The sequence below is a fragment of the Pedobacter cryoconitis genome (assembly GCF_003259615.1).
Classification (GTDB): Bacteria; Bacteroidota; Bacteroidia; order Sphingobacteriales; family Sphingobacteriaceae; genus Pedobacter; species Pedobacter cryoconitis.
Genome location: NZ_QLLR01000005.1, coordinates 239,595 through 266,417, shown reverse-complemented (window position 1 = coordinate 266,417; position 26,823 = coordinate 239,595). Strand labels below are relative to the sequence as shown.

Annotated in this window: 23 protein-coding genes and 1 pseudogene; 8 read left to right on the top strand and 16 right to left on the bottom strand. The window is 38.8% G+C overall.

Features of this window, described 5'->3' with window-relative positions:
• Positions 1 to 1,405: 1,405 nt before the first annotated feature.
• Complete coding sequence (locus tag LY11_RS08780) at positions 1,406 to 1,597, bottom strand: hypothetical protein (protein ID WP_111633329.1); 192 nt, start codon at positions 1,595 to 1,597, stop codon at positions 1,406 to 1,408.
• Positions 1,598 to 1,856: 259 nt separating this feature from the next.
• Between LY11_RS08780 and LY11_RS26505 the strand changes: the two genes are divergently transcribed.
• Both LY11_RS26505 and LY11_RS08775 read left to right on the top strand, forming a co-directional pair.
• Positions 1,857 to 2,054 (top strand): hypothetical protein, encoded by a 198-nt coding sequence (locus tag LY11_RS26505; protein WP_146610816.1) that lies wholly within the window; start codon positions 1,857 to 1,859, stop codon positions 2,052 to 2,054.
• 398 nt (positions 2,055 to 2,452) lie between these two features.
• Entirely contained in the window at positions 2,453 to 3,580 is a 1,128-nt protein-coding gene (locus tag LY11_RS08775) for an epoxide hydrolase family protein (RefSeq protein WP_111633328.1), read from the top strand.
• 100 nt (positions 3,581 to 3,680) lie between these two features.
• On the opposite strand, the gene LY11_RS08770 is transcribed toward LY11_RS08775, so the two are convergent.
• The 6 genes from LY11_RS08770 to LY11_RS08745 form a co-directional block, all read right to left on the bottom strand.
• Positions 3,681 to 4,358, bottom strand: coding sequence for a class I SAM-dependent methyltransferase (locus LY11_RS08770; protein ID WP_111633349.1), 678 nt, complete (start codon positions 4,356 to 4,358; stop codon positions 3,681 to 3,683).
• 111 nt (positions 4,359 to 4,469) lie between these two features.
• The gene (locus tag LY11_RS08765) at positions 4,470 to 5,342 is read right to left on the bottom strand and encodes a helix-turn-helix domain-containing protein (RefSeq protein ID WP_111633327.1); all 873 of its coding nucleotides are present in this window, start codon (positions 5,340 to 5,342) and stop codon (positions 4,470 to 4,472) included.
• 164 nt (positions 5,343 to 5,506) lie between these two features.
• Positions 5,507 to 5,701 (bottom strand): hypothetical protein, encoded by a 195-nt coding sequence (locus tag LY11_RS08760; RefSeq protein ID WP_111633326.1) that lies wholly within the window; start codon positions 5,699 to 5,701, stop codon positions 5,507 to 5,509.
• Between the two features lie 138 nt (positions 5,702 to 5,839).
• The gene (locus tag LY11_RS08755; protein ID WP_111633325.1) at positions 5,840 to 8,578 is read right to left on the bottom strand and encodes a PAS domain S-box protein; all 2,739 of its coding nucleotides are present in this window, start codon (positions 8,576 to 8,578) and stop codon (positions 5,840 to 5,842) included.
• Between the two features lie 52 nt (positions 8,579 to 8,630).
• On the bottom strand, positions 8,631 to 9,668 hold the full coding sequence (locus tag LY11_RS08750; protein ID WP_262510913.1) for a PAS domain-containing sensor histidine kinase: 1,038 nt from the start codon (positions 9,666 to 9,668) through the stop codon (positions 8,631 to 8,633).
• Positions 9,669 to 9,733: 65 nt separating this feature from the next.
• Positions 9,734 to 10,498 carry a hypothetical protein gene (locus LY11_RS08745; protein ID WP_111633323.1) on the bottom strand — a complete coding sequence of 255 codons (765 nt, stop codon included), beginning with the start codon at positions 10,496 to 10,498 and terminating at the stop codon, positions 9,734 to 9,736.
• A 50-nt stretch (positions 10,499 to 10,548) separates the two neighbouring features.
• Between LY11_RS08745 and LY11_RS08740 the strand changes: the two genes are divergently transcribed.
• On the top strand, positions 10,549 to 11,442 hold the full coding sequence (locus LY11_RS08740; protein ID WP_245952665.1) for a cation diffusion facilitator family transporter: 894 nt from the start codon (positions 10,549 to 10,551) through the stop codon (positions 11,440 to 11,442).
• Between the two features lie 19 nt (positions 11,443 to 11,461).
• Here the strand turns inward: LY11_RS08740 and LY11_RS08735 are convergent, their stop codons facing one another.
• From LY11_RS08735 to LY11_RS08710, 6 genes and pseudogenes are all read right to left on the bottom strand, one after another.
• Entirely contained in the window at positions 11,462 to 12,484 is a 1,023-nt protein-coding gene (locus LY11_RS08735; protein WP_111633322.1) for a DUF6268 family outer membrane beta-barrel protein, read from the bottom strand.
• A 17-nt stretch (positions 12,485 to 12,501) separates the two neighbouring features.
• A pseudogene (locus LY11_RS08730) lies at positions 12,502 to 15,626 on the bottom strand (efflux RND transporter permease subunit).
• 9 nt (positions 15,627 to 15,635) lie between these two features.
• A complete protein-coding gene (locus LY11_RS08725; protein ID WP_111633321.1) occupies positions 15,636 to 16,697 on the bottom strand; it encodes an efflux RND transporter periplasmic adaptor subunit in 1,062 nt (353 codons plus the stop codon).
• Positions 16,698 to 16,739: 42 nt separating this feature from the next.
• A complete protein-coding gene (locus LY11_RS08720; protein WP_111633320.1) occupies positions 16,740 to 18,074 on the bottom strand; it encodes a TolC family protein in 1,335 nt (444 codons plus the stop codon).
• Positions 18,075 to 18,235: 161 nt separating this feature from the next.
• Positions 18,236 to 18,997 (bottom strand): LytR/AlgR family response regulator transcription factor, encoded by a 762-nt coding sequence (locus LY11_RS08715; RefSeq protein ID WP_111633319.1) that lies wholly within the window; start codon positions 18,995 to 18,997, stop codon positions 18,236 to 18,238.
• Positions 18,994 to 20,007: a sensor histidine kinase gene (locus LY11_RS08710; RefSeq protein WP_111633318.1), complete on the bottom strand. Its 1,014-nt coding sequence runs from the start codon at positions 20,005 to 20,007 to the stop codon at positions 18,994 to 18,996. Before LY11_RS08710 ends, LY11_RS08715 begins: the two co-directional genes overlap by 4 nt.
• Positions 20,008 to 20,388: 381 nt before the next feature.
• Between LY11_RS08710 and LY11_RS08700 the strand changes: the two genes are divergently transcribed.
• The 4 genes from LY11_RS08700 (at position 20,389) to LY11_RS08685 (ending at position 23,324) form a co-directional block, all read left to right on the top strand.
• The gene (locus LY11_RS08700; RefSeq protein ID WP_111633316.1) at positions 20,389 to 21,453 is read left to right on the top strand and encodes a DUF6588 family protein; all 1,065 of its coding nucleotides are present in this window, start codon (positions 20,389 to 20,391) and stop codon (positions 21,451 to 21,453) included.
• Positions 21,454 to 21,565: 112 nt separating this feature from the next.
• Positions 21,566 to 22,090, top strand: a complete 525-nt coding sequence (locus LY11_RS27045) for an SDR family NAD(P)-dependent oxidoreductase (RefSeq protein ID WP_245952664.1) — start codon at positions 21,566 to 21,568, stop codon at positions 22,088 to 22,090.
• Between the two features lie 391 nt (positions 22,091 to 22,481).
• A complete protein-coding gene (locus LY11_RS08690) occupies positions 22,482 to 22,940 on the top strand; it encodes a helix-turn-helix domain-containing protein (protein WP_245952663.1) in 459 nt (152 codons plus the stop codon).
• Positions 22,941 to 23,324, top strand: a complete 384-nt coding sequence (locus LY11_RS08685; RefSeq protein ID WP_111633314.1) for a hypothetical protein — start codon at positions 22,941 to 22,943, stop codon at positions 23,322 to 23,324.
• 32 nt (positions 23,325 to 23,356) lie between these two features.
• Here the strand turns inward: LY11_RS08685 and LY11_RS08680 are convergent, their stop codons facing one another.
• From LY11_RS08680 to LY11_RS08670, 3 genes are all read right to left on the bottom strand, one after another.
• Positions 23,357 to 24,283, bottom strand: coding sequence for a helix-turn-helix domain-containing protein (locus LY11_RS08680; RefSeq protein WP_111633313.1), 927 nt, complete (start codon positions 24,281 to 24,283; stop codon positions 23,357 to 23,359).
• Between the two features lie 36 nt (positions 24,284 to 24,319).
• Positions 24,320 to 25,084: an SDR family NAD(P)-dependent oxidoreductase gene (locus LY11_RS08675; RefSeq protein WP_111633312.1), complete on the bottom strand. Its 765-nt coding sequence runs from the start codon at positions 25,082 to 25,084 to the stop codon at positions 24,320 to 24,322.
• A gap of 99 nt (positions 25,085 to 25,183) precedes the next feature.
• Positions 25,184 to 25,702 (bottom strand): hypothetical protein, encoded by a 519-nt coding sequence (locus LY11_RS08670; RefSeq protein WP_111633311.1) that lies wholly within the window; start codon positions 25,700 to 25,702, stop codon positions 25,184 to 25,186.
• 169 nt (positions 25,703 to 25,871) lie between these two features.
• Here LY11_RS08670 and LY11_RS08665 point away from each other — a divergent pair, with 169 nt between their 5' ends.
• Entirely contained in the window at positions 25,872 to 26,822 is a 951-nt protein-coding gene (locus tag LY11_RS08665; protein WP_111633310.1) for a heme-binding domain-containing protein, read from the top strand.
• Position 26,823 lies beyond the last annotated feature (1 nt).

The following is a 26,823-nucleotide window of genomic DNA, read 5'->3' as shown; positions in this document are numbered from 1 at the left end:
TTTGAAAACCCCAAAAAAACAAACATAAATAATTGACTAATAGCTATCTATAAATATTAAATCGATAGTTCTAAGTTTTACCGGACAATAGTGTTTATTTATAAGAAAAATGCTATTAAAGGTGATATAAATTAGATCAATTACTAAGACAGCGAAGATCATTGCAAATTTGTGAGTACTATAATCGGGCAGTATCCAAATATTAAAAAAAACATTTAAAAGTATCACAATAGTACCAAAATTGAACATAAAGCTAGTTGCCATAGAAATATCCGCAACAACTAGTGCTATGTTTTTATTATTGTTCCACTTTTTCAAGTAAAACAAATACATTCTGTAGAAATAATAACGATATGTCTTTTTTATTGCATCAAACATGATAAAATGAATATAGCTTATAGAATTAGCTCCAAAGATTTCCGTCAAGAAATGAAAATCTAAAATAAATTAAATAGGAACTTGAACAAAAAATGTAGCGTAGAAAACGAGGTGTTAGATTACTATTTAAAGATTATTTTTTCTGGTTTTCGATAGTTCCAGAGGTTACCATCTAAAAATGAAAGCGTAGCCCAGATACCAATTGTTAGAAGTATGATAAACATGATTAAATAAGTCAATTTGGTTGTCTTTCTTTTGCATATCCTCCCCAAAAAAAACAATAATGCAAAAGAAAAAAGGGTTATTGTTATCAGTATCAAAAATCTAAAAAACACAAAGACAGCCACCCCATCTTCGAGTAAAGCATGATAGGAACTAGCTATCCCCAAAAACGGGGTAATGAATAAACACATTAAAAGCGTACAAAATATAAAGATAATAACCCTAAGTGTCGGATATACAGCACCTTGTAGGTCTTTTTGGGGAATGATCATATTTAATATTTGTCATATAAATACATAGATTTATAATTAGGTGTTGTAATTTGAGTATATATGCTACCTCCTAAAGATGGAGAGCTGGGTCTTATTTTATCATCAGTTTTTGATGAAATGAATAATTACATTGAAGAATACGATAAACTTTAACAGGATTATCTGTGAATTTCAAGGTGGCATTAACGAGGACATAATTTGTTGTTTATTAAACAATTACAATAAGCATGCCAGTAGATTTATAATTTTTAGAAAATTGGTCATGTATTATTTAGCTTAGTTGAGAGATTATTTATTCCCAGAGAATCTCTTTCAAATGGACAGAAACAACAAGGAGTTATAGGCTTAAATCTCTTTTCACTCTAAATTCATTTTGTTCTCCAAACAAAAATTTAAAGAAACTTTATTTGCTTAATTCCAATTATTTGTGTAAATTAGAATATACAAGGAATAGCGATTTTGTGCTGTTTTGATGGTGCCCCAATTAGGTGCCCTAAGAACAAAAAAGATATAAAATACGGGCTAAAGAGTACTTAAAATCGGTTTCGGTCGATCCCCCACTCTCCGCCAAACAAAAATGCTACCCTTCGGGTGGCATTTTTTGTTTTAAACCGGTCTGAGCCTTTCAGCTCAAAGCCCAGGTTAAAACAAAAAAGGTCATTGAGCGCAGCGAAAGCATTTTGGATCAAGTCATAAACTTGTGGAGCAGGCTCTTTTTTAAGCATAAATTTTTGACACGCTAAACAGAAAGTCTTTGCTATCACGGATGCTCTTATGCCTGTGGAAGTTGCGCTGAAAGCTTTCAATTTGCATGGGAATGACTCAGCCGAAACAATGCCGGGCTGTTAGTAAATAAATTCAAAATAGCTTAATAATAAATCTATATCGGCCGGGTACTGCCCGGGTACTGCCTGAGTACTCGTTAGGGTAAGAGCAATGCTAAAGTAACGCGAGAGCATGGCAAGTCCGAGTCAAAACAACTAGTTGAAAAGACTTAGAGTTGCCATGCCTACAACCCGTTTACAACCTGGTGTCACCCCGACCTCTATTCAGGCACAACTCAATCATAACCGGATGAAGATTAATGAAATTATAATTTTTCCTTTGACCAGAAAATGGACAACTACGGACAATTGCAGACAGCTGCGGACAATTACGGACATTTTTTACTTATCAGGATAATCTTTAACGCTAATACCTTACATTGGTGGAAAGCATTTATTTATTATGGGAAATTTAACGGGTAAATTTTTAAAGGGAATCCTGGGCGATTTCATTTTTAAAGCAGCAGTTTGGAGTACTGGTTGTTTCAAAAGTTCTGTACTGGGCATAATGAAACAATCAATGGAAACCGAAAGGCATTAGAGAGCTTTCGTAAAAGTAGCAAGCCTGAAAAAATCAGGAAGTAATCAGCTTATTAAAGAATCGTAATCATGTGCTTTGAACTAAGAAAATATCAAACCCAAAACTTGAAATTTAATCCCTAATCCCCTATAATTATTTTTTTTTAATTCGTAATTCCACATAAACCTGCTACTATTTGTAATACATTTACTAAAGACCAGCCTACCCCTATCCCTATGATAAAACCTTTTTCAATTAACGTTCCGCAACAAACCCTCGATGATCTGAAATTAAGATTAGCGTTAACCCGATGGCCCGATGAACTAACCGGATCTGGATGGAATTATGGTGCTGATCTTTCCTACATGAAAGAATTAGCAAATTACTGGCAACATGTATTTGATTGGAGAAAAGTTGAAACTGAAATCAATGCCTACCCAAATTTCACCGCTGAAATTGATGGACATCAGATCCACTTTCTCCATATAAAAGACAAAGGTAAGCGATCAGTACCCTTGATTATCACCCATGGCTGGCCAGGCTCGTTTTTGGAAATGATGAAGTTAATACCCCTGCTAACTGAAGGTGCCAACTTTTCTTTTGACCTGGTTATCCCATCAATTCCAGGATTTGGATTTTCGGATAAAATGGTTCATTCTGGCTGCAATAGCGAATTTGTCGCTGACCTCTGGCATCAGCTTATGCTGGAACTGGGGTATAAACGTTATGGCGCACAAGGTGGTGATATAGGTTCTGGGATTAGTACATGGTTAGCTTTAAAACATCCATCTAACGTGATCGGCCTGCATCTTAACTATATCTCTGGATCTTATAAACCTTATTTAGAAGATGGAGAACAGCTTTCTGAGGAAGTGGTAGCCTTTCAGAAAACCGCAGCTGAATGGTCGGCAAGGGAAGGCGCATACGCTTATATCCATGCTACGAAACCTCTGACAGCTGCCTATGGACTAAATGATTCTCCTGTTGGATTATGCGCATGGATCATTGAAAAATTCAATGGCTGGAGTGATCATAACGGAAATATCGAAAATAACTTTACGAAGGATGAACTGCTTGCCAATATCACCCTGTACTGGATAACGCAAACCATACATTCCTCGATGAGGATTTATAACGAAAACAGTAAAAAGCCCCTCATCTTTAAGAAAGGTGATTATGTAAATGTTCCAGTTGGTTTTGCAAAATTCCCAAAAGAACTGCCTACACCACCACGTTCTTATATAGAGAAAGGTTTTAACATTTGCCACTGGACAACCATGCCTGCCGGCGGGCACTTTGCCGCAGTGGAACAACCTGAATTACTTTCAGAAGATATTATTAATTTCTTTTCAAAATTAGCTTAATTCTATCTAAAACATCGATTAGACAAATGCACTATAAGGGACTCCTGACTCCCACCAGATTTAATATTGCTTCCTGGATCAAGAGACTTCTGTTTTATGATCATGCTGTTTTCATCGCAGACATAACCACAAAATTATTGTACTTGTAAATACAGTCTGTTTGTGAGAACCCTGCATTTTCCAACATTTGCAGCTGTATTTCAAGCTTAGCAAACTTATCCAGTTTGATCCGCTCAAAAGCCTGCTCTGCAGCCTGCTGATCAAGATCAGAATTCAGCACAGTCTCTTTCCATTTTGATTTATAATAGCTGTCATACCAAGGTGTGCGTCCTTCAACCTGATCCGCATTGATGAATACCCCACCTGGATGAAGTGCATTAAAAACAGATCGATAAAGTGTCGCTTTTTGTTCATCCTCCAGATGGTGAATAGCCAGCGCTGAAATGATAAGGTCATACTTTTCAGCAATCGGCCCGATTGAAAAATCCTGTTCGAGAAACTCAAAATTATTCAGTCCATTAAAACGCTTTTTAGCAACAGACAGCATTTCTGTAGAAATATCAATTAAGGTAAAATGCAGATCATTTCTTTGCTCATAGACAAACTGGGAGAAAAGGCCTGTCCCCGCTCCTATATCCAAAACTTTTTTTGCGGTTGTCAAGGTATCGATGATGGGTAAGCAGCTGGTATAAAAATCATAAAAACACGGAATCAGGTGTTTTCTCTGCGCGTCATATTGTTTAGATATACTGTTGAATTGTTCTTTGATAGTGTCCATATAAATTATCTTTTGCTGTAAATGATTATTTTCTTGTTTATCCTGATACAAAAATCTGCTATGCTAAGGATATACAATAATGAATTCAGCTCAAAGCTTAGTGTTTTCAGCTCAATTTTGAGTTTTGGACTGATAAATAACGGGAGACAAACCAAATCTATTTTTAAAAGCCGCTGCAAAATTTGACACATTATCATATCCCAACTGAAGGTAGATTTCATGAATAGAAGCTCCTTCTTTCAATTGATGTTGTGCGGCATCCAGCTTCCTTTCCCTGAGATACTTTCCAGGTGAAACATGGTACTCCTTTTCAAAATCACGTTTAAACGTAGCAAGGCTTCGATTGGTAAGAAATGCCAGCTCAGTCAGCGTCAGATTTTTCAGGATGCTGGCCTCTACGATTTCTCTGAGTCTGTTCGCATTATCTGATACAACTGGCATAAATATCTTGTAAAGATGCGCAGGAAAACTTTCCATAAGGACGAGAAAAAGCTCTTCCAGCTTATGTGATAACAAAGCTAAAGGCACAGACTCCCCCCTCTTAATCAATTGAATTAATCCATTGAGATATTCCGTAATATAGGCTGTTTGCTGAAACTTAAAAAAAGTATCTTTTTCGGCTGTTTCGTCCAGCTGCTGAAGATTTGGCTTTTTGATTAGATATTTTTCTATAAATGCTTGTGCCAGTTGTGCAGGAAAGAATACAACAAAACTACTGTATTTTTTAGTATTCAGTTTTCTTTCGGCTATAAGCGCATTTCCATTTGGTATTAATATTGCCTCCTGCTCACTAACAAGGGTACATTCAGCACCACGGTAAAGTTCTTTTTGCCCGCTTAGGATAAAACTTATAGCACATTTATTAAAAGTGATGAGGTTTCTTCCGGCAGGTGTAAGTTCATTGTAATACACGAAAGAAATATCCTTTGTGGTCAGCTGCTGATGACTTGTTAAAATTTCGGGCACCTGAATATTCACCATCATTACACTTATTTATAATTCAACAAAGATAAAATGAATTGCAAATATGCGCTTCTCGTCAATAATAAAGTATGAAAATCCACCGAGAATTTATCTTATTAGTGAAAGATAGATATAGCAAGTAATATTCAGAAAAAAAATCATACTATTGCCGAAAATATAAATTATCAATATAAAAAAACATTATTATTGGCTTCTGGCTTGTTATTATCTTTAAGTGGCTTTTCCCAGAATGAAAAAGTGCAGCTTAAGGAAAGTAATTTGGAAACTTTTTCTGCATTTGCCTGATCTGTAGCCGCTATCCCGATAAAAAGAAGGATACCAGCTACAGTCCATAAATGTTTTTTTTGGTTAATTTTCATGTGTGTGGTGTAGAAAAACGAACGCAAATGTATGCGGTGCAAGCAATAACTGCAAACACATTCCTACACATAAAAGTTATCTTTTTTGATACACGATTAAGCTTTATATTTACTTAATCTTCTGCACATTTACGGAAGTTAATTTTCACTTCTGGATAGTATATTCTCTAGTTCTGACTTTTTAGGAATTAGCGGAAGTCTGAAGTGAAAAGTTGATCCTTTTCCGGGCTCGCTCTCTATCCCGACCTCACCGTTATGTCGTTTTAGTATTTCGGAGGAGATAAACAAGCCAAGTCCTAAACCCTCAAATCGCATAGCTGTACTATCAACCCGGAAATAGCGGTCAAATAACTTATTGATATGTGAAGGCGCTATACCAATACCAAAATCTTTGATAGAAACAGAGACATGTTCCTGATCAAAATGACTGTTAACCAATACGAACTTCCCCTGAGGAGAGTATTTCACCGCATTGGTCAGAAAATTATTGATGACCTGTTCTAATCTAAACTGATCTCCGGTAAATTCAAAATCACAACAAGTTTCCAGTATAATCTGATGAGAAGGAAATATATGCTGTGCACTTTCTATAGTATCAGTTAATAGTTTTTTAAAACTAAACGGAGCCATATTATACTCAATCTTACCCGCATTTAACTTCGTTACATCCAGCAAATCTGCAATCAGTTTCTCCAGCCTGGTAATGTTATCTGAACACTTAAGCACAAATCCATTTAACCTGCTCTGATCCTTAGTTCTTACAATCAACTGGTTAAATGCTTTTATACTCGTTAACGGGGTTTTTAATTCATGACTGGCAATTGATATAAATTCATCCTTTAACTGTTCATTGGTCTTCTGCAGATGAATATCTGTATTGGTACCAATCCATAAAGTTACCTTGTCATTTTCTATCAAAGGAAGGGCTCTTGCCAGATGCCATCTATAAGTTTCATCACTAAATAATAAACGGAATTCGACTAAATACTCGTTACCATTTTTTAGCGCCGCTGCCCAATTAACTAAAGCCTGGGGCAGATCATCAGGGTGAATAAACTTTTGCCATCCATGACCAATAATTTCTTCATTTTCATACCCAAAATCGGTACATACCCGCTCGTTCAAATAATTAAGTTCCCCAGCATCCGAAGCTGTCCAAACCTGCTGTGGAATAGAATTCAATAAAAATTTAAAGCGGTTCTCACTCTCTCTGATCTTGAAAACCATTTGTTCCAACTGGTCCTGAGTAGACATCAGTTCCTCATTGGTACTCAGCACCTCTTCATGCGAAGCGGCTATTTCTTCATTGGTTGCGGCCAATTCTTCCATCGATGCCTGGAGTTCTTCATTGGTTGCAGCCAATTCTTCCGAAGAAGCCTGAAGCTCCTCATTTGTTGCGGCCAGTTCTTCGGAAGAAGCTTGAAGTTCTTCATTTGTTGCAGCAATCTCTTCTAAAGAAGCCTGAAGCTTAACCTCACTTCTTTCCAGTAATTGCCTTGCGGTTACCGTATCAGTAATGTCAATTACTGTGGCTAAAATGGATTCCACCTGGCCAGCCTTATTCTTCAAAGGATCATACGAAAAATTAACATAAATCTCCTTAACAGATTCATCTGATAGCACTATTTTTACCGGTACCTCAGGCATAGCAATGCGAACTCCGGAATCAAACACATCCATTAGCAACTGTGGAAACTGCTGCCCTTCTAATTCTGGGAAAGCTTCGATCAGCTTCTTGCCTACCACTTCTTCTTGCTGACGATGCCATGTATCGGTAAGCATCGCATGATTTGCCTTTTCAATAATCAAATCTTTACCATTAAAAAGAGCCATTGCTACAGGCGTAGTCATGATCATTTCACTCAGCCTGTGTTTACTTTCCTCCAGGAGAATCCTTGATTTAACCTTTTCAGTAACGTCTTTTGCGATGACAATGAATTTTTCAGTTTCACCAGCTTCATCAATTAAGGACTTAAAAATAAGATTAGTATAAAATTCTTCTTTTTTGCCATCATTGTCCAGTACTCCTTTAACTTCCTCCCCTGCAAAAGACTTACCGTTTGCCAGAATCTCTGCTAAGGAAGCTAAAAAAGATTGCCCATAAAGCTCATGGATAGCAGTATGAAGAGGTTTACCTATAATTTCATTTGATTTTCCCCAAATATTCAGCAAATATTTATTAGCAGATTCAATGCTAAGGTCTGGTCCATTTAAAACCCCAATAGCAACAGGCGCATCATTGATTAAATAGCGCAGATTATTTTCACTGCTGATCAGACTTTTTGTCCTTTCAGTCACACGGTCTTCTAACACTGCATTCAGTTTATAAAGAGCCTGCTGACTATTATTTAATTCTTCATTGATTGTATATAACTCTTCGTACGCCGCCGATATTTTTTCATTTGCGGCAGTCAGTTCTTCATTTAAAGCTTGTTCACTTTCTAAATTAACAATCAGCTGCTTTTCATTCTCGATTGCTTTTACCCCCAGAATACGCTCAGTTACATCTGTTGCGTGGTGTAAAATGCAATAGCTTTCCCCCTTATCGTTTTTTACAGCTTTATATTCGTAGTCATAATAAGTTGTTTTTAAAACACCGTCAGATTCCAATATTGCTGGCACACCTTTTCCAGTATTAGTGACACCAGTTCTTAAGACTGTTTTTAACAGCTCAATATAAGGCTGCCCCTTTAATTCCGGAACTGCTTGTATCAACGGCAGACCAATAATGGACCTGTCTTTCCCCCAGAAACGAATCATAGCATCAGTGGCTGCTTCAATAATTAAATTGTCGGTGGTATATATTGCAGTAGCAATAGGTGACGCAGAGAATATATTAAGGAGTTGATCACAGCTCAACAGGGTTGTTTTATCCATCAGTATTAAAAAAGAAGCGCTAAAATAGATTTATTTTTAGAAACCTGTAAATTTAATTTCCTTCTTCTTTTGAGACAGATGAGTTTACAATAGGAAGCGTAAACGTAAACACAGATCCTTTACCGATCTCACTATCAATTGTAATCTTGCCATGATGCCTGCTGATAATAGACTGTGCTAAGAAAAGCCCAATACCGAAACCTGAGAAAATCTTATTTGACTGCTCCTCCACACGATAGAAACGTTCAAATACCTTATGATGTTCTTTCTCGTCTATTCCAATTCCATAATCCCTTACACTTACCGCTGCCATACCAGCTTCGGCTTCAAATACACGAATGTCTACCACATCACTCTTTGGCGCATACTTGATCGCATTACTGATAAAATTGATTAAAACCTGTGAAATCTTATTGCTATCCGCATTAACCACTCCATGAAACTGATAGTCAATATTAATCTGGTGTTTGGGATTAATAAACCGGAGGTCATCCGTAACCTCAGTTATCAATTCATTCAAATCCAAAGGCTCCAATTTAATTTTCACCTGATCTGCTTCTATCCTGGTCAGATCCAGCATATCATAAATAAGGTTAGTTAATTGCAACACTAATTTATCAATGCGGAAGAGTGAAGATTTAAGTTTTCCGGGGGGCAGCTCTTCCTCTTCTTTATCCGCTAGTTTCAATAATAACTGAACATATCCTTTAATAGAAGTAACCGGAGTTTTAAGTTCATGACTCAGCATACTCACGAAGTCTCCCTTACGCTGCTCCTCTTCTTTTAACTTTTGAATATCCGTAGTCGAGCCAACCCACATCCTGATCTGTCCCTGCTCATCCAATATTGGAGAAGCAATGTTCAGGTGCCAGATATATTTCCCATGAATATTCCTGAATCTCATTTCCATTTCAAAAGGAATACCTGTTGCTGCTGATATTTTCAAACCCTCCAGAAATTCAGGGATCTCCTCAGGGTGCATCATATGGTGATAACCAAAATCCCTGAGATCTTCAAAACTCATTCCTGAAAAGTCCAGCCACTGCTGATTGAAAAACGTTACTTCCCCATTGACCCCGGCATTGCTAATCTTAGCAGGAACAAGATCGGCCAGAACAAATCTTTTAAAAAAAGTTTAGAACTTATTTCTTCGTATTACAATTTCTCAAAATACTTACCCTTAAACTGATAGCTGATTTTCTTATTGGTTACTTTACCATTGGCAAGTATTAATGGGATCGTGAATATCTTATCTTTCTTATCATATTGAGTTGAATAATCCGGAACTTCCTGACCGCTGTTAGCTGTACTGCTCAGATCAACTTCATAACCTAATTTATTCATGATACCTGACTTGGTTTTGATTAAGATTGCCTTATCATTTAATTTTCCATTCTCAATAGAGAATACTTTTAGCTGATGATAAGTCAGGGCCGAACTTAAAATAGAGATATTTTGTGTGACATAAAAAGTCTTTCCCTGAGAAACAACCACATTGATCTGCTTATAAAGAGCAATGTCAATGCCAGGAAGTGATTTGGAAAGAACCCTTTTTTTATCCCTGAACTGGAAGATTTTATGGTACCTTCTCATTGTTCCGCCACTTTGATCATCCCAGGAGTATATCCTGAAATTCCCATCCTCAGAAGTCACTATTTCCATTCCGTTTTTAACCAGTGCATCGAAATTATAACGAATCGTTTCAGGATCTGCAGCAGTGACTTTTAATAGCAGTTTACTAAATACCACCTCATAGCTCAATACTGAATCTGCAGCATTGATTTTCCCATCCGTGCCTTGATAAGAAGCCCAGTAATTTGTTTTGTCAAAGGCTGCATTCAATTGTTTTTCTTCGTCTTTAATGTGCTGCCCGAATGCAGAAGTTGCCACGAATAAGAGCAGGAATATTGTAGATCTCATTTATATAATTTTTCTAAAATTAAAAGTACTATTTATTTTAACTTTGCACCGTGAAAAGCCCTAATAGTAGTCAAATAACTAATCATCAAACAGCAGTACGCGCAACATATTTTAGTATAGTAAGCAATACCGTCCTTGCCATCCTAAAAGGAATTGCCGGGGTTTTCGGGAACTCTTATGCTTTAATAGCTGATGCGATAGAATCAACCGCTGATATATTTTCCTCACTGCTTGTTCTTTTCGGACTTAAATATGCCAGCAGGCCAGCAGATGAAAACCACCCCTATGGTCATGGAAGAGCTGAGCCGTTGGTAACCTTCCTGGTGGTCGGCTTTTTGATCACCTCTGCTACAATTATTGCTTATGAAAGTATTCAGAATATAGGCACTCCGCATGCTTTGCCAAAACCGTGGACACTAATTTTATTGGTGGCTCTTATTATCTGGAAAGAAATGTCTTTCCGCAAGGTGATGAAAAAGGCGATAGAGACAAACAGCTCCTCTTTAAAAGCAGATGCCTGGCACCATCGCAGTGATGCGATTACTTCAATTGCCGCATTCATAGGGATCTCAGTTGCATTGATTTTAGGTAAAGGTTACGAGTCAGCAGACGATATTGCAGCCCTTTTCGCTGCTGCTTTCATCTTGTATAACAGTTATAAAATTTTCAGGCCGGCATTAGGTGAAATTATGGATGAACACTTATATGATGACCTTGTGGTGAACATCAGAAGGGTTTCCTTAACAGTTAATGGTGTAATTGATACTGAAAAATGTTACGTGCGTAAAGCTGGCATGCAATATCATATTGACTTGCATGCCGTGGTTAATGGAAGTATCTCTGTTAAAGAAGGACATGACATTTCACATCGTCTGCAGGATAAACTTCATGCTGAGCTTCCGGAGTTAGCAAATATTCTGATTCATATTGAGCCTAATAACTAAAGGACTATCCAGCAGGTTCTTACAACTTTTTCAGGAATGGCAGGAAAGAAACTGAAAAAGTAAGATACGGAGCAGAACCATTCTTCGCTTTAAAGAAGTAGTCATCAGGTTTATCGTTCCGGTCAAACATCCTTGATGGCGTGGTGGTAAAAAGCCCGCCGCTCATACCCAGGATTAGTTTTTTAGTCACCAGGTATTCAAAAGTTAATCCTGTACGCACTTCCGCATTGGTATAGATACTGTTTCTCGGTAATGAGGGCTGATCCAGGTTGAAAAATAATAAACTACCCCCTAATTCAGATCCAACAGTAGCCCATGTCTTTTTGGTGAATTGTTTTCTCAAAACCACTCTGGAAGGAAAGTCAATGAATAATTCCACATTCGAAGCCTTGTATTTATGCCAGTAACTCACTATTGGTACTGCGGGAATAATTGCAGATGGATCAATAATAACGACCAATCCTATTGTTAAGGCAGAAGTCTCATTTCTTTTAATGGGCACTGATATAGAGCCTATATAATTAAGCCTTTTAATAGAGGAAAGCTCATCGGTAACACCTGAAATACCCAGCCCATAAAATATCAGTTTATTAAAAATTGAATCCGAACGCCCAAAACTAGCCGATAAACTAACAGTAGACTTTGTTTCACTAAGATCAGCAGTTGAAAAACGAGGGTCATAACTTTTAATTTCGGTCGTTTTGAAATGCTGCTGCTGGTACCCTATTGTCCCGGTCACTACATTTTTACCCCAGTTTGAAATAGGGACATTAAAATTAGACCTGATCCTGGTCATATTCATTTTACCCTCATAGAGATCCTTTCCATTCAATTCGGCTTTAACGTCTGCTTTACCAATAAAGTCGGTTGCAAAATAAGCCTGCCTTAATTGCGGGTATCGCATGGCAAAGGCTGACAGCCCTTCCATTGTTAAAGAGTCGGTCATCCGTTTGATTGCGGCAGCTTTGCGGGCAGTTTGTGCATTGGCTGTAGAGCAGGCTGCGATTAAAATATGGAAATAAAATAGAGTTTTGTACTTCATGTGTGATTAGCTATTTATTAGTGAGTTTCCAGCAATAACTGGTCTTCCCGGTTTTTTTTCTTTTTAAATTTGAGCATCAGGTTTTCAATGATGAGATACATAGCCGGAACAACAAATAAGGTCAGGATCATCGAACTGGTCAATCCGCCGATAATTACCCAGGCCATCCCATTTTTGATTTCCGCACCAGCACCACTGGCCAGCGCAATAGGCAGCATCCCGAATACCATAGCGAGTGTAGTCATCAGGATTGGCCTTAATCTTTCCTTTCCAGCTTCAATTAAAGCCTTCTCTACGGTGTACCCTTCGGCTTTCAGCTGATTCGTAAAATCTACAATCAGGATCGCATTTTTGGAAACCAGGCCGAGCAGCATAATCATTCCAATCAGAGAGAAGATGTTTAATGTTTCCATAGTCAGCGCCAACGCGAGTAAAGCGCCAACCAGTGCGACAGGAATAGAGAAAAGAACCACAAAAGGATAGATTGCATTTTCATATAAAGCCACCATGATCAGGTAAACCAGGACAATAGCCACCCCTAGTGCAAAGAATAAACTGCCAAACGCGTCACCCTGACTTTTAGCATCACCCAGAAATTCGACTGAAACTCCTTCTGGTAATTTCACCTGGCTGATCTTCTTTTTAATATCCGCATTCACCGAACCCGTAGGTCTGCCGGCCACGTTTGAGTTTACACTAATAGAGCCTAAGCGGTCGCTTCTTGACAAGACACTTTCGCCCAATCCTTCACTTACCTGTGCAAACTGGCTCAGCACAAAAGATTGACCGTCACTATTGGTAAAAGAGAGGTTTCTAACGTTATCGATATTAGAACGGTCATAGCGATCCAAACTAACCAGAATATCATATTCGTTCCCGCCTTGTTTAAATTTACTTTTCTTATTACCGCTGAATGAGTTTTGTAAAGCTGCCCCCACCTGGCTGGCATCAATTCCCAGCAGGGTCATCTTTTCACGGTTCAGGTTAACTTCAACCTGTTGCTTTTGATTTTTAACAGACAGTTCAACGAACTTAGTACCGGGTACGGTGGCAATAAGCTTTTTATATTCCTCCGCAACTTTGCGGATCGCTTTAAGGTCAAGACCTTTAATTCCGATCTGAATAGGTGCTTGATTACCTCCTCCTCCAATAGAAGTAGGGACTGATGTAATTTTTGCACCAGGAATCGCCGCGCTTAACTTTTGCTGAAGCTGAATACCGAAATCTTCGGCAGACATGCTCCTGTCATTTTTATCTACTATCGAAACCGTGATCTCTGCGAGGTTACTATTATTAGTAGTCCCTGCCACACTTCCGCTGGTAAAACCGATACTGGAAAAGACATTGGTTACGATCTTTTCCTTCATAATCAATTTTTCTGCCTGTTGCGTGATCATGTTCGTCTGATATAGCGTAGTAGAGGGTGCTAATTCAAGATTAATCATCAGCTCTCCCTGATCTGCAGACGGGATAAACGCAGCACCTATAAAACCAAATGGAACTAAAGAAATACTTCCGAAGATCAGTAAGATGACTCCGGATAACAGCCATCTTTTTTTATGGATTACAATGGTTAGTAACTTTCCATAATCTTCCTTAAGCCCATCCAGGAAGCGCTCAAAACCGAGATTGAGTTTGCCCCACAGGGTCTTCTCATTTAATTTTTCAATCTTACCGAATCTGCTGGCGAGCATTGGGGTAACGGTAAAGGATACGAATAAACTCATCAGTGTGGAAAATACAACGACTAATGAAAATTCCTGAAGTAATGCACCAATGATACCACCTGCAAACGCAATTGGTAGAAATACAACGACATCCACTGCGGTAATTGCCAGGGCTGTAAAACCAATCTCGCTTCTTCCTTCCAGTGCAGCTGTCTTTTTATCTGAGCCCATTTCCAGGTGACGGTATATATTTTCAAGTACAACAATAGAGTCATCCACCAGAATACCGACCACTAATGACATGGCCATCAATGTCATCAGGTTGAGCGAAAAACCAAAAAAGTACATCGCAATAAACGTAGGAATGATAGAAGACGGAAGCGCTACGAGCACAAACATAGAACTGCGGAAACTGTGTAAAAATGCAAGCATAATTATACCTACGATGATAACTGCAAGTCCCAGATCTTCCATAACCCCATCGGCAGAACGCAGCGTATAAATACTCTGATCTGAGGAAATACTGAATTTTAAAGCCTGATCTTTATTCGTGGCCTGTATTTCTTCAAATTTCTTTTTAACCTGTTCACTGACATCGAACGCATTAGCATCACTTTGTTGATAATCTGTATCCCAATCGATGGAATACCATTGATGTGATTGATCGCTGTTGTTTTGGCAGTCGCATCTACTACTTCAGCTATATCTTTAAGATAAATACTGCCCGCCCCTGGTCTTTGCTGAACAATCAACCCCCTGATTTGTGCAAGGGAAACAACGCTGGCATCAAAATGTATAGACAATTGCTGATCGCGTGTTTCTATACTCCCGGCAGGAAATGACTGGTTCGCTTTACTTAATACATCGGAGATCTGACCAATGCCTAAGCCATATGATTTTAGTTTGTTCTGATCTATATTGACCTGTATCTGGCGTTCATCACCGCCAACTATCGTTACCCGTCCTACACCTTTTACGTTCTGCAGGATGGGAAGCAGTTGTTTATCGACAAAATCATAGAGTTCACGCGGAGATTTGGTAGAAGTTACCCCGGCTTTAATAACCGGTACTTCTTCCAGATTGATCTTATTCACCACAGGTTTATCTGCATCATCGGGGAAATCATTCTGAACCTGATCTGCTTTTCGCTGAATATTCCGCTCCGCCTGGTCAATGTCAGTTCCACTTTTCAGCTGTATAATAACGCTGGACACTCCTTCCTGCGAAGTGGATGTAATTTTATCAAGCCCTTCTACTGAAGAGAAAGCATCTTCCAGTTTCTTGGTTACTGAAGTTTCTACTTCAGCGGCTGCTGCTCCCGGATAAACAGTACTCACAGAAACTGTAGGTATCTCGATTTTTGGAAGCAGGTTATAGTTTAAACTAAAATAGGATTTGGTACCAAAAATAAACAGCACGGTAAACACTACAATAATTAATAAGGGCCGCTTAACGGCAATTTCGATTATTGACATGATGATGTTTTATTTAGAGACACTAACTGGTGAGCCTTCTTTTAAATTGATTTGTCCGGAAGTCACTACAACCTCACCGGCACTCAGGCCACTGGTCACCTGGATCAGGTTATTCATTTCCACACCTGTTTTAATTGACTTTTGGTGAACTACATTGTTCTGGACAATATAAACACTCGCATCTTTGACACTTTCTGTCAAGGCTTCCCTTGGGATCAACAGAATGTTTTGCTTGGTTTTCCGGGAGAAGTCAGCATAAACGAATGTACCGGAACGCAGTAAAGACCCATCTTTATTGTCAGCAATGATCTCTACCAGGTAATTATGCGTTTCATCGGCCTGAGGACTGATAAAAGTGATTTTACCATTAAAAACCTGTCCCTGGTAAACATCTGTTGTGATTTTGATCTGCTGCCCCGGTTTTGCCTGGTAAACTTCATTTTCAGTAAGTTTGAGCTGAACTTTAACCTGCGAAAGGTTGACAATTGTTCCAAGCTCTGCCCCTGCATTGGCATAGACACCTTGCTCTAATAGCTTTGCAGAAACTGTCCCGCTTGTAGGTGCTTTGACAGACGCATCAGCAATCTGCTTTTTAAGCTGACTCACCTGGTTTTCGGCATCTGTATAGTTTTGGCGGATTTCGTTTACTTTCTCCCGGGTCGCTGCCTGCCCTTCCAGTAATTCTGTATACGTTTGAAGGTCGTGGCGTAGTTTAGTTGCATTAGTCTGTGCTTTCTGCAGGTCAAGCTGTATCAATTTAGTGTCCATAACTGCAAGGATCTGCCCTTCTGTTACATAATCTCCAAGGTTGAATTTTAGTTGCACGATAGTTCCGCCAACTGTTGACAATACTTTGGCTTCCTTAAATGGCGCAAGGCTTCCTGTTTTTACCAAATTGATTTCCTGCAGCTGTTCTTTAACTGTCGCAACTTTTACAGGTATGCGTACTGAAGAAGTATCCACCTTTGGGTTTTCCTTTTCATTGAGCTTGCTTTTATTTGAAGCGAGTTTAAAAATAATAAGTCCGATACTGACTACGACGATCAGGATTATGATGTGTTTACGTTTCATCTATTGTTTTTTTTGTAAGATGGAGCCTTTGGTGATTCCTATTTAAAGTGAGGTATAAAATGTTTTAAGACTGCCTGCCGCTTTTTCCAGGTCTAACCTGGCTTGCAGAAAACTATAAAGTGAGTTGAGATAGTTATTTTGTGCTTCTTTAATCGAGTTTTGGGTATTGAGCCACTCTGTTAAATTTTCAACACCTTTTTTATATTGCAAGTCAGTTATCTTGAAGACAGATTGTGCCAGATCGATATTTCTCCGGTCACTTTCCAGGCTGCTCTTCGCCTTAATCATTTTGGTTTTGGCATTTTGATATTCCATTTCATATTTGCCTTCGTCCAGCTTTAAGTTTTCAGCAGCATTGAGGCTTTTATACTTCGCCTGATTGTATTGCGCATTGCGTTTAAAAAAGTCAAACAGTGGAATACTCAGTTTGATCCCGATCACAGAATATGGACTTAAATTCTTAAAAGCCGGGCCAAGCGTGTTACCAAAACCTACAGCACCATACCTGGCATATCCGCTAAGTTTAGGAAGCGCCCCTGCCTTAATCCTTTTCTGATCTATTTCAAGAAGTTTAGCATTGACCTGGGAAAGCTGGTAATCTGTCCGTTTGTCTGCTAAAAAGCCGTTATCATCCAGATCGGGACGAACTACAGCACTCAAGCCTTCTACAGAAGGGTTTTCAACTTGTAACTGACCGGTCATCGGATAACCCATTTCATACTTAAGCTGGTTTTCAGCAAGTGTCAGGTTACTTTCTGCTACGCGGATCTGAGAGACTGCGTTATTATAATCTACAGTAACCTTGTCGAGGTCTTTTTTAAGGGTCACCCCTTTTTTTACCTGTAACGCAGAAATATCTATTTGCTTTTGGTAAGTCTCCAGGTTTTCGCGCAAAAGCCGCAATTGTTCTCTATATACAATGATCTGGTAATAAGCGTTACCAATATTATAAATGATAGTTTCCTGGTTCTTGACGATATTCAGTCCTGCCTGCTGGCTATTGTACTTGTTGACTTTCAAACCATTTAGCAGTGACTGATCATAAATAGTCTGATCGAGTTGTGCCAGCCCATTGCTGTTAAATTTCTGACTGAAAGCTACACGAATATCTGTTGGTCCGAAAACCCCCGCCGGAATTACTGATTCCTGAACCTTTAAGTTATCCTCTACAGTTGCCGAGACACTTACTTTGGGTAAATAGTCTGAAAGCGCTTCTTTAGCCTTTGCATCAGCTGCTTTCTTTTCATTCTCATAAACGGCAGTATTGCGGTTATTCTGGAGTCCATAGTCAATACATTCCTTCAGATTCCATTTCTGTTGTGCGTATACATGGAAATGCAGTAAACACATCAATGACAATATTATCTTTTTCTTCATATTCTGCTTAAAAGCGTCTGTACATAACTTAAAAGGGTTATGCGATGCTATCTTTTGTGCAAAACTATGCGGAATTGGCTTTCAGATTTTGAATTTGACTATGAAACGGACAAATTGAACCATGAAATGAACAAAATGGAAAATAGGAAGTAAAATGTGGGTTATTGCTCCACCCACTTTAAGAAAGCCGGAGCTTTAACCCGGCCAATAATGATCTTTTCAGGGGCTTCACTTTTGGTCATCACAAAAAGTTTACGGTTGAAATAATGCTCGATATTGGTAATAAATCCATGGTTGATGATAAACTTCCGGTTGGCACGGAAAAATAGTTGCGGATTTAACAGCGTCTCCAATTGTTCGATTGTATACTGTACGACATAACTTTTATCATTGGCAGTATACAAATATACTGAACCATTAGAAGCGTAGATAAACTGAATATCCATTACCCGGACGGGGATTATTTTTTCCCGGTAATGAACGAGTATATTCTGCTGATAAGCTGAATCCATCTGGACCAGGATTTTGTTCAGATTCTGGACATGCTGATTATTATTTGTCAAATGTACATTGAGCCGATAATATTTGTCAAGGCTCTTTTTTACCATATTTTCCTCGACAGGTTTCAGCAGGTAGTCGATACTATTGGACTCAAAAGCCCGGATTGCATATTCGTCAAATGCGGTGCAGAAAACAATTGGAGCGTTAGTTTGCACTTCTCTGAAAATCTCAAAACTTAGCCCATCCCCCAGCTGAATATCAGAAAAGATAAGATCGGGCGCAGGATTTCTCTTCAACCAATCTGTTGCAGTGGCTACTGAATTTAACACCGCCTCCACTATAATTTCATCATCAATGCCCTCGAGCATATCCCTAAGCTCGTTTGCCGTTTTTAACTCATCTTCGATTATGACTACTCTCATTTTGTAAGTAAAGGTATAGTGACAGAAAATTTCCCGTTCTCATTTAAAACTTGTATAGATTGATTAGCGAGCAATTTATAGCGTTCCCGAATATTTTTCAACCCTGTCCCTGTTCCTTCGGCAGGCACTTTTTTTGGCTGAAAATTGTTCACTACCGTAAGTACTTGTGCATCATCGGTAATAATTGTCAGTTCTAATGGTTTTTCGGCCGAAATCGTGTTGTGCTTAATTGCGTTTTCTACTAATAATTGTAAGGAAAGTGACGGGATCAGTAATTTCAGGTATTCTTCCTTTATATTGATGACTATCTTCAAACTATCCTCAAAACGTTCATTCATAATGTACAGATATGATCTGATAAAATTAATCTCATCACTTAGTGGGGTAAGGTGATGCTCGTTGAAGTTTAATACATACCGGTATACACTGGCCAGCTGGATAATGTAATTTTTGGTGGCCCAGTCGGGTGCAATAGTTTTAAGCGTACTTAGGGAATTGAATAAAAAATGTGGACTGATCTGTTGCTGTAAAGATATTAACTGTGCACGAAGATGGGCCTGTTCAAGAATTTCATTCTCCAGCTTTGTTTGCTGTAATGCAGTATTGGTATAAATACTATAAAAAACTACATAACAAATCAGCCCCAGAAAAAAGGAGGCCACAAAGTGGATCTTAAAGTCTGATAAATTGTTAAAACCTATTGCCTTCTCATTTATAGTATCGGGAGGTAATACAAGAAAAAAAACATAAGATAATCCAAGAGCTAAGAAGATAGATACTACTATACTCAGGAGATTCTTTGTGTAATTTTTAAGCCAGGAGAATTTGCGGTTAAAAAAATATCCATAAGGCAGCCATGCAATCAGGATCACCCCATAATTTTGAAGTGCATAATTAAAATATTCCCAATACGCTATTTCTCTGGAGTTTTCTTTACGCAACAGCTGGGTACTTATTGCTAAAATGCCTGATAAGATAAAAAACCATTTAAGCTGATAGGATTTGAACATCTGCAAATGTATTTCAAAAAACTAAACTAAGATAATATTCTGCCATGGAACGGCCAAAGTCGGGGTTGAATTGTACATCCAGGAAATTTCACGGTGTACGAAGGCCGAAAAATACGATTTGTATTTGCTTCACTTGATTAATTGTACACTTCAACTCACCTTTTGAGCGTTTCACTTTGTTCACTGATGATTTAATTCTGATTCCCTCTAACTTTGTAACTGTTGGTATACGCTATCCTTCAAATCAGCTTATGAAGATTAAAATTTTAAGAATAATATTATCAATTAAGAAATTCCTGGCTAAAGAAGCCTCAGCAGTACATCAAATCAATCAGGATAAAAAACGTCGCACCTGATATTATTTAATACAATTTTATATTGATGAAAAAAGAACTTATACTAATTTTTACCTCACTGCTGTTAGCAGTAAATAGTATTAAAGCACAAACTGGTTTTGAACAATTGATCAAAGCGGGCCCCAATGATGCCACCAAACTCGTTGACGCTTACGGCCGGCCGCTGTTAAAAGGTCTTGGAGCGGGTATGAACAGCGGCTGGACAAATACTGCCAAAACGCTTGGCTTATTTCATTTCGAGCTGAGGGCTACTGCTACGGCAGTTGTAGTGCCAGTCTCAGAAAGATCTTTCAATGTTACCCAAATTGGGCTTTCCAGTAATATTCGTCCTGCCAATCTCAACCAGGTTATTACACCGACCTTTAGTGGAGATAAGCATGTGAATGGACCTGCTATGGATATTTATGATACCAATGGCAATAAACTTACTTCATTTAATATGCCGGGAGGTTTGTTCGAAGATGTAGTCCCCACTCCGCAATTACAGTTTACTTTGGGTCTTTTTCAGAATACTGATGTGACAGTCCGGGCATTTCCAAAGGTAAAACTTAATAAAGGCATAGGTTCAGTGAGTATGATTGGTTTCGGTATCAAACATAACCTGATTCAGGATTTTTCTGCAGGGGGAAATTCCATGCCTTTTGATTTTGCACTGGCATTTAATTACAGCAGACTTCATTATTCCAAAAAACTAAACCTGCAGCCCGAAGACTTTTTAGTTCCTTCAGATCCACAAGAGTCTTCAGACTTTAGTACGCAGGAAATTTATGGAAATCTGGATAACTACCTCTTCCAGGCTATTTTTTCCAAAGAGTTTTCATTTTTCACCCCATATATCTCTGCTGGCTATAATATCTCCAAAACAGAGCTGGGTTTGAAAGGGAACTATCCGATTATAAATGGTGTAAAAGACTCTCAAATATCCTATACCACTTTCGCCGACCCGGTTAATATCAATGCGACTTATATTAAGGGTTTCCGCGCTGATATGGGTTTTCAGCTTAAATTTCCTGTACTGACCTTATTTGCCTCTTATGGGGTAGCCAACAATTATAAAATGTTGAATGCTGGAATAGGTTTCGGGTGGTAAAGCAGGAATTTGCCCCATATCGTTGATCTGTGCTAATAATTCAATGTTTTGTATAAACTCTGCCCGGCATCCCCCGCTAAATTTGTGGTCTGCTAATTAAACAAATAAAGTGATGTCAAAAATAATCTTAATCACCGGTGCCTCACGCGGCTTTGGTAAATTATGGGCTAAAGCTCTTTTGAAACGTGGCGATAAAGTTGCTGCAACTGCAAGAAATATAGAAGACTTAAACGACCTCGTTTCAGAATTCGGAAACTCAGTTTTCCCTGTTAAACTGAATGTGGATGATAGAGAAGCTTGTTTTGAAGCTGTACAACAAGTTAAAGCTCATTTCGGAAGAATTGATGTATTGGTTAACAATGCCGGTTTCGGTTTATTCGGCGCAATTGAAGAAACTACAGAACAGCAAGCACGTGCACAAATGGAAACTAACTTTTTCGGTGTGCTTTGGCTTAATCAGGCTATTGTTCCAGTAATGAGAGCACAAAACAGTGGCCATATTATCCAGGTTTCAAGCTTTTTAGGCTTAATTACCCTACCCGTTTTAGGTCTTTACAATGCCTCGAAATATGCTGTTAACGGCCTGAGTGAAACGCTTGCAACAGAAGTAAAAGCTTTGGGATCAATGTTAGCCTGATTGAACCTAATGGCTTTTCTACAGACTGGTCAGGTGCATCAGCTATTCAGACTGAAGCGAACGAAGTTTACAGTCCGCTAAAAAAGGCATTTTCAGAAGGGGCAACACCTGAAAGCTGGGGTAATCCGGAAACTACTATACCAGCATTTCTTCAATTAATCGATAGTGAAAACCCACCGCTACACTTTCTGCTTGGCAAAATCGCTTATCCGGCAGTTCAACAAGTCTACGCACAACGTCTTGCCGAATTTGAACAGTGGAAAGAGGTGGCGGTGGCAGCTCACGGGCACTAATCAGCTTATTCTTTATATACGCACAATCTACACTCCTGATTTTGTAGATTGTGCTTTATTGATCTATGTTGTTTTTTAAACCACTTCAAGTCATAGAAATGAGAGATCTTGAACTCGAAGAAGAAGCATTCCTGATATTTATTCATGAAGATTTTTTAAATGGCCATTCTCTTCATCAGGATATTAAGAAATATCATCACTTCGATTACGAAATCAATGAAGCACTGCACCTCTCTCCCAGGGAGGAAAAAACATTATGGGAATTGTATTTCCTGGATAGTAAAGGGCTGCCGTCTGTGAATTATATGGCCGAAAAACTAAATATATCTCCAGGTTATTTAAGTAATGTATTAAAAGTCGAAAGCGGGAAAACGGCCTTGGAACATATCCATATTTACCTGATTTCTGAAGCAAAAAACCGGCTCATTGCTAAAGATCAAAACGTATCTGAAATTGCTTATGCCCTGGGTTTTGAAAATTTATCTTACTTTTCACGATTATTTAAAAAAGAAGTTGGCGTAAGTCCAAATATCTTTAAAAAGCAAATGACCAATTAGATGACAGGAACCGATTTCGCGAATAGATTATTAAATAATATACAAACATCCCTTGGGCTGAGATCCCGTATTCCATATCTTGATATTTTAAAGGAATTAAAACAAGGCGGTATGTCTATAGCTGCTGATACTTTAAATACTTCGTCAAATTTTGGAAGCTTTGACCGGGCTTTAAAAGAAGTACTTACGCTGCTGCATCAGATTGATAACAGCCTGATGCCACCGCCTGATATTTTACCTTTACCCCTTACGCTAATCTATCAAAACCTAACTGATCACCTTGATATATTGAGTGAAATATTCCAAAAGTATAAAGATCAAAAAGAGACTCCATTGGTAACTATTCTTGATCACCTGGAAACGATCAACCTGGCAGCAGTTTAACTTTAACAACATTTCACTTAAAGCCATTTCACTTAAGGCCGCTCCACCGGAATGGGTTCAGCTCTGAAGGACGTGGGTGAAAAAGTGGTTTGCTTTTTAAAGTAGTTGGAAAACTGCCCAAGGTCATCAAATCCTAAAACATAAGAAATCTCTGCAATATTCCAATTCGTCTGTTTCAGTAAAATCTTTGCCTCCTGAATCACTCTGTTGCTGATCAGCTTTGTCGTAGTGTTCCCGGTAATCTCCTTTAATACCTTATTAAGGTGATTAACATGCAACGATAAGCGATCGGCATAATCTTTTGCTGTACGCAAAGTTAATCTTTGATGTGTAAATTCAAGCGGAAATTGTCTTTCCAGCAGTTCGATAAATAAAGAGAAAATGCGTTCTGAGGCATTTTGTGAGCTACTGAGTGCTGACATCGGCTGTAATTTCTGGCCATAATGGATGAGCTCGAGGACCAGGTTTCGCAATAAATCATACTTATATTTATAATCAGTTTCCATTTCCCGGAGCATCTTTCGGAAAATATATTCTATCTCCGTCATTTCCGCTGCTGAAAGTTGAAAAACAGGTGTATGTCCGGGTTGAAAGATCGGCAGCTCATCCAGTATTACCCCGGTTTTTCCCGGTAAAAAGAAATCCGGTGTAAAAATACAGAACATGCCGGTTTGGTCATCATTTTCAGGAACCCAATGATAAGGAATCTTTGGCGTAGCAAATAATAACCCACTCTCTTGAATATCAATTACCTTATCGGCATATTCTGCCCTGCTTTTACCCCGGAGCCAGCTTATTTTGTAATAAGCTCTCCTGCTATAGGGCATAATGCGGGTACCATCATTTTTATTAAAAAGCTTCTCAATTTCAAAAACATTGAAATGTCCGATTTCACGGTTGATGTCCTCAGGAAGAGGTACTCCGTTCCTTTTATAAAAATCATCCAGTGAGGTATTCATGGGCATCGCATTTTACAATTTTAAATATAATGAATTCTATAAAAGCGTACCACCCGAAACCTCAATCCGTTGTCCGGTTACCCAGCGGTTATCCTCAGTCAATAAGGAAGCAATCATAGGCCCTATGTCATCAGGCACTCCTGCACGGCCAAGCGCCGTTATACTGGCAACGAACTTATTGACCTCTGGATTATCCCGAACCATACCGCCGCTAAAATCAGTTTGAATTGCACCGGGAGCTACTGCATTCACGTTGATTCCACGTGGGCCTAACTCTTTGGCCAGATAACGTGTATGAACCTCGATCGCTCCTTTAAGTGCAGCATATGGGCCGCTGTCCGGGACACAAAAACGCGTCAGGCCAGTGGATAGATTGACAATACTTCCTCCATCATTAATCAGTGGCAAAAGTTTCTGGGTTAAAAAGAAAACACCTTTAAAGTTAACGTTGTAAAGCAGATCCAGTTCTTCTTCTGTAGTTTTGACAATAGAATTGTGATGAGATACTCCTGCATTGTTCACCAAATAATCAAAGCGTTCTGCTCCCATCTCTTTTAATGCTGCTTGTACCTGTTCAACGAAACTATCAAATGATCTGGTATTGCCAGTATCCAGTTTCAAAGCAATAGCTTTAACCCCGGCCTTTCTGGCAAGTTCTGCAACCTGGGCGGCCTCATCCTGAGCAGAATTGTAAGTGAAGATAGAATCCACGCCTCTATTAGCAAGGCTAAGTACTGTATTGCGGCCCAGTCCACGACTACCACCTGTTATTATTGCGATTTTATTTTCTGTTGTTGCCATCTTATTTATTTTAATATCTGTTGATACAAAAGTATGCTGTTTATCAGTGTATTAATTTAACAAAATCAATCCAATGTTTGAGAATTTCAAATAACCGTTCTAATATTTTCCTTCGTTCCACAGCAAGGCAGCTTTCTCATTTTCAGTATACCAAAATTCTTTTTTATCCTTGTCCTTTTGCCTGGCAAATATTTTATTATAGCTGTAAGTTTTAAAATTCAGCGCTAAAAACTGATGATAATAGTTATCCAGGTAAGCGCTGAATTGTGCTTTAAAGGTTATGTCTCCCGGTTCAGGAGGTTTGAAATTTCCGATCCGGTAAATGACTTCTTCCAATTCTTCCCTTTTAAGGTCTTCAATCCTTAAGGGGTCTGGCAAACCAATTCTGAATGATAAAACCTCTGCTCCTTCTTCTTCCCACCATTCACTAAGATTAAATTGCGAAATATCCTTTGCTGTGAGCTGGTGTAAGCTTGCTTCCAGATTTTTATATTCGCTATTGTTCTCATCGCCATTTTCATTACAAAAATCAGCGTAATCCAGCACGAGTTTCAAAATCTGAGGATAACGTTTTTCAGCAATATCCATTTGTGGTTCTATTTGCTTTCTTAATTCCATGGACCGGTACATTATTTTAATAACCAGCACAATTTACACATTTAATAATAGCGCTGATAAATGGAGCCGGTTTCTGTCCAGTTCCCGGACGATTGCGCCAGCCTGCCCATTTTCCCCTTTCATGCAAACTTCCATTTAGGTAGATTTATGTAGTCAAACAATTGAAACCATGAATCAACCCTTCTATAAACGGAGAACAATACAAGTATTAGCCATTCTGCTAATCTGCTTTGGCATTCTTCAAGCTTATAAACCCGAATTAAAAAAGGAACCCGTAACCGCAGATTTTAACGGCCCGGAAAATGTAAAAGCCATTTTAAAAGCTGCCTGTTATGATTGTCATTCCAATGAGCCGGATCTCAAATGGTTTGACCATCTTCAGCCCGCCTACAGTATTGCGCTCGCGGATATTAAAGAAGGAAAAGCGGGTCTTAACTTTTCTGAATGGGGCAACATGGCTGCGGGTGATCAAAAGGCTAAGCTTTTTGAAATTCTTAATCAGATGACTACCGGAACCATGCCGCTGAAAAGTTACCAGCTGCTGCACCCTTCAGCTAACCTGAAACCAGCCGAAATAGCCATAGTCAAGAATTATATTGCAGGCATGATTAAAGAGCATCCCGCAGATACTGCGCTGATGAATGCCGCAGACAAACAGTTCAACAATTGGAATGAACAGCATCTTAAAGCAGAAGAATTACCGAAAACGATCTCTGGCGTACCTTATCAGCCTGATTATAAAAATTGGCAGGTGGTAAGTACAACTGACCGGATAGATAATAACACGATGCGTGTAATTTTTGGAAATCCCATTGCCATTAAAGCCATAGCAGAACACCAGATTAACCCGTGGCCTGAAGGCACTATTTTCGCTAAAGTTGCCTGGGATAAACTGCAGGATTCCGACGGAAATACGAAAGCCGGAGCATTTAAGCAAGTGGAATATATGATTAAAGACAGTGATAAATATAAAAGTACCAAAGGTTGGGGCTGGGCAAGATTTAAGACCATGAAACTGCTGCCTTATGGTAAAAATATAGGATACGCAACAGAATGTGTCAATTGTCACCGCCCTGTTTCTAATAATGATTTTGTATTCACCCTTCCAGTTAAACATTAAG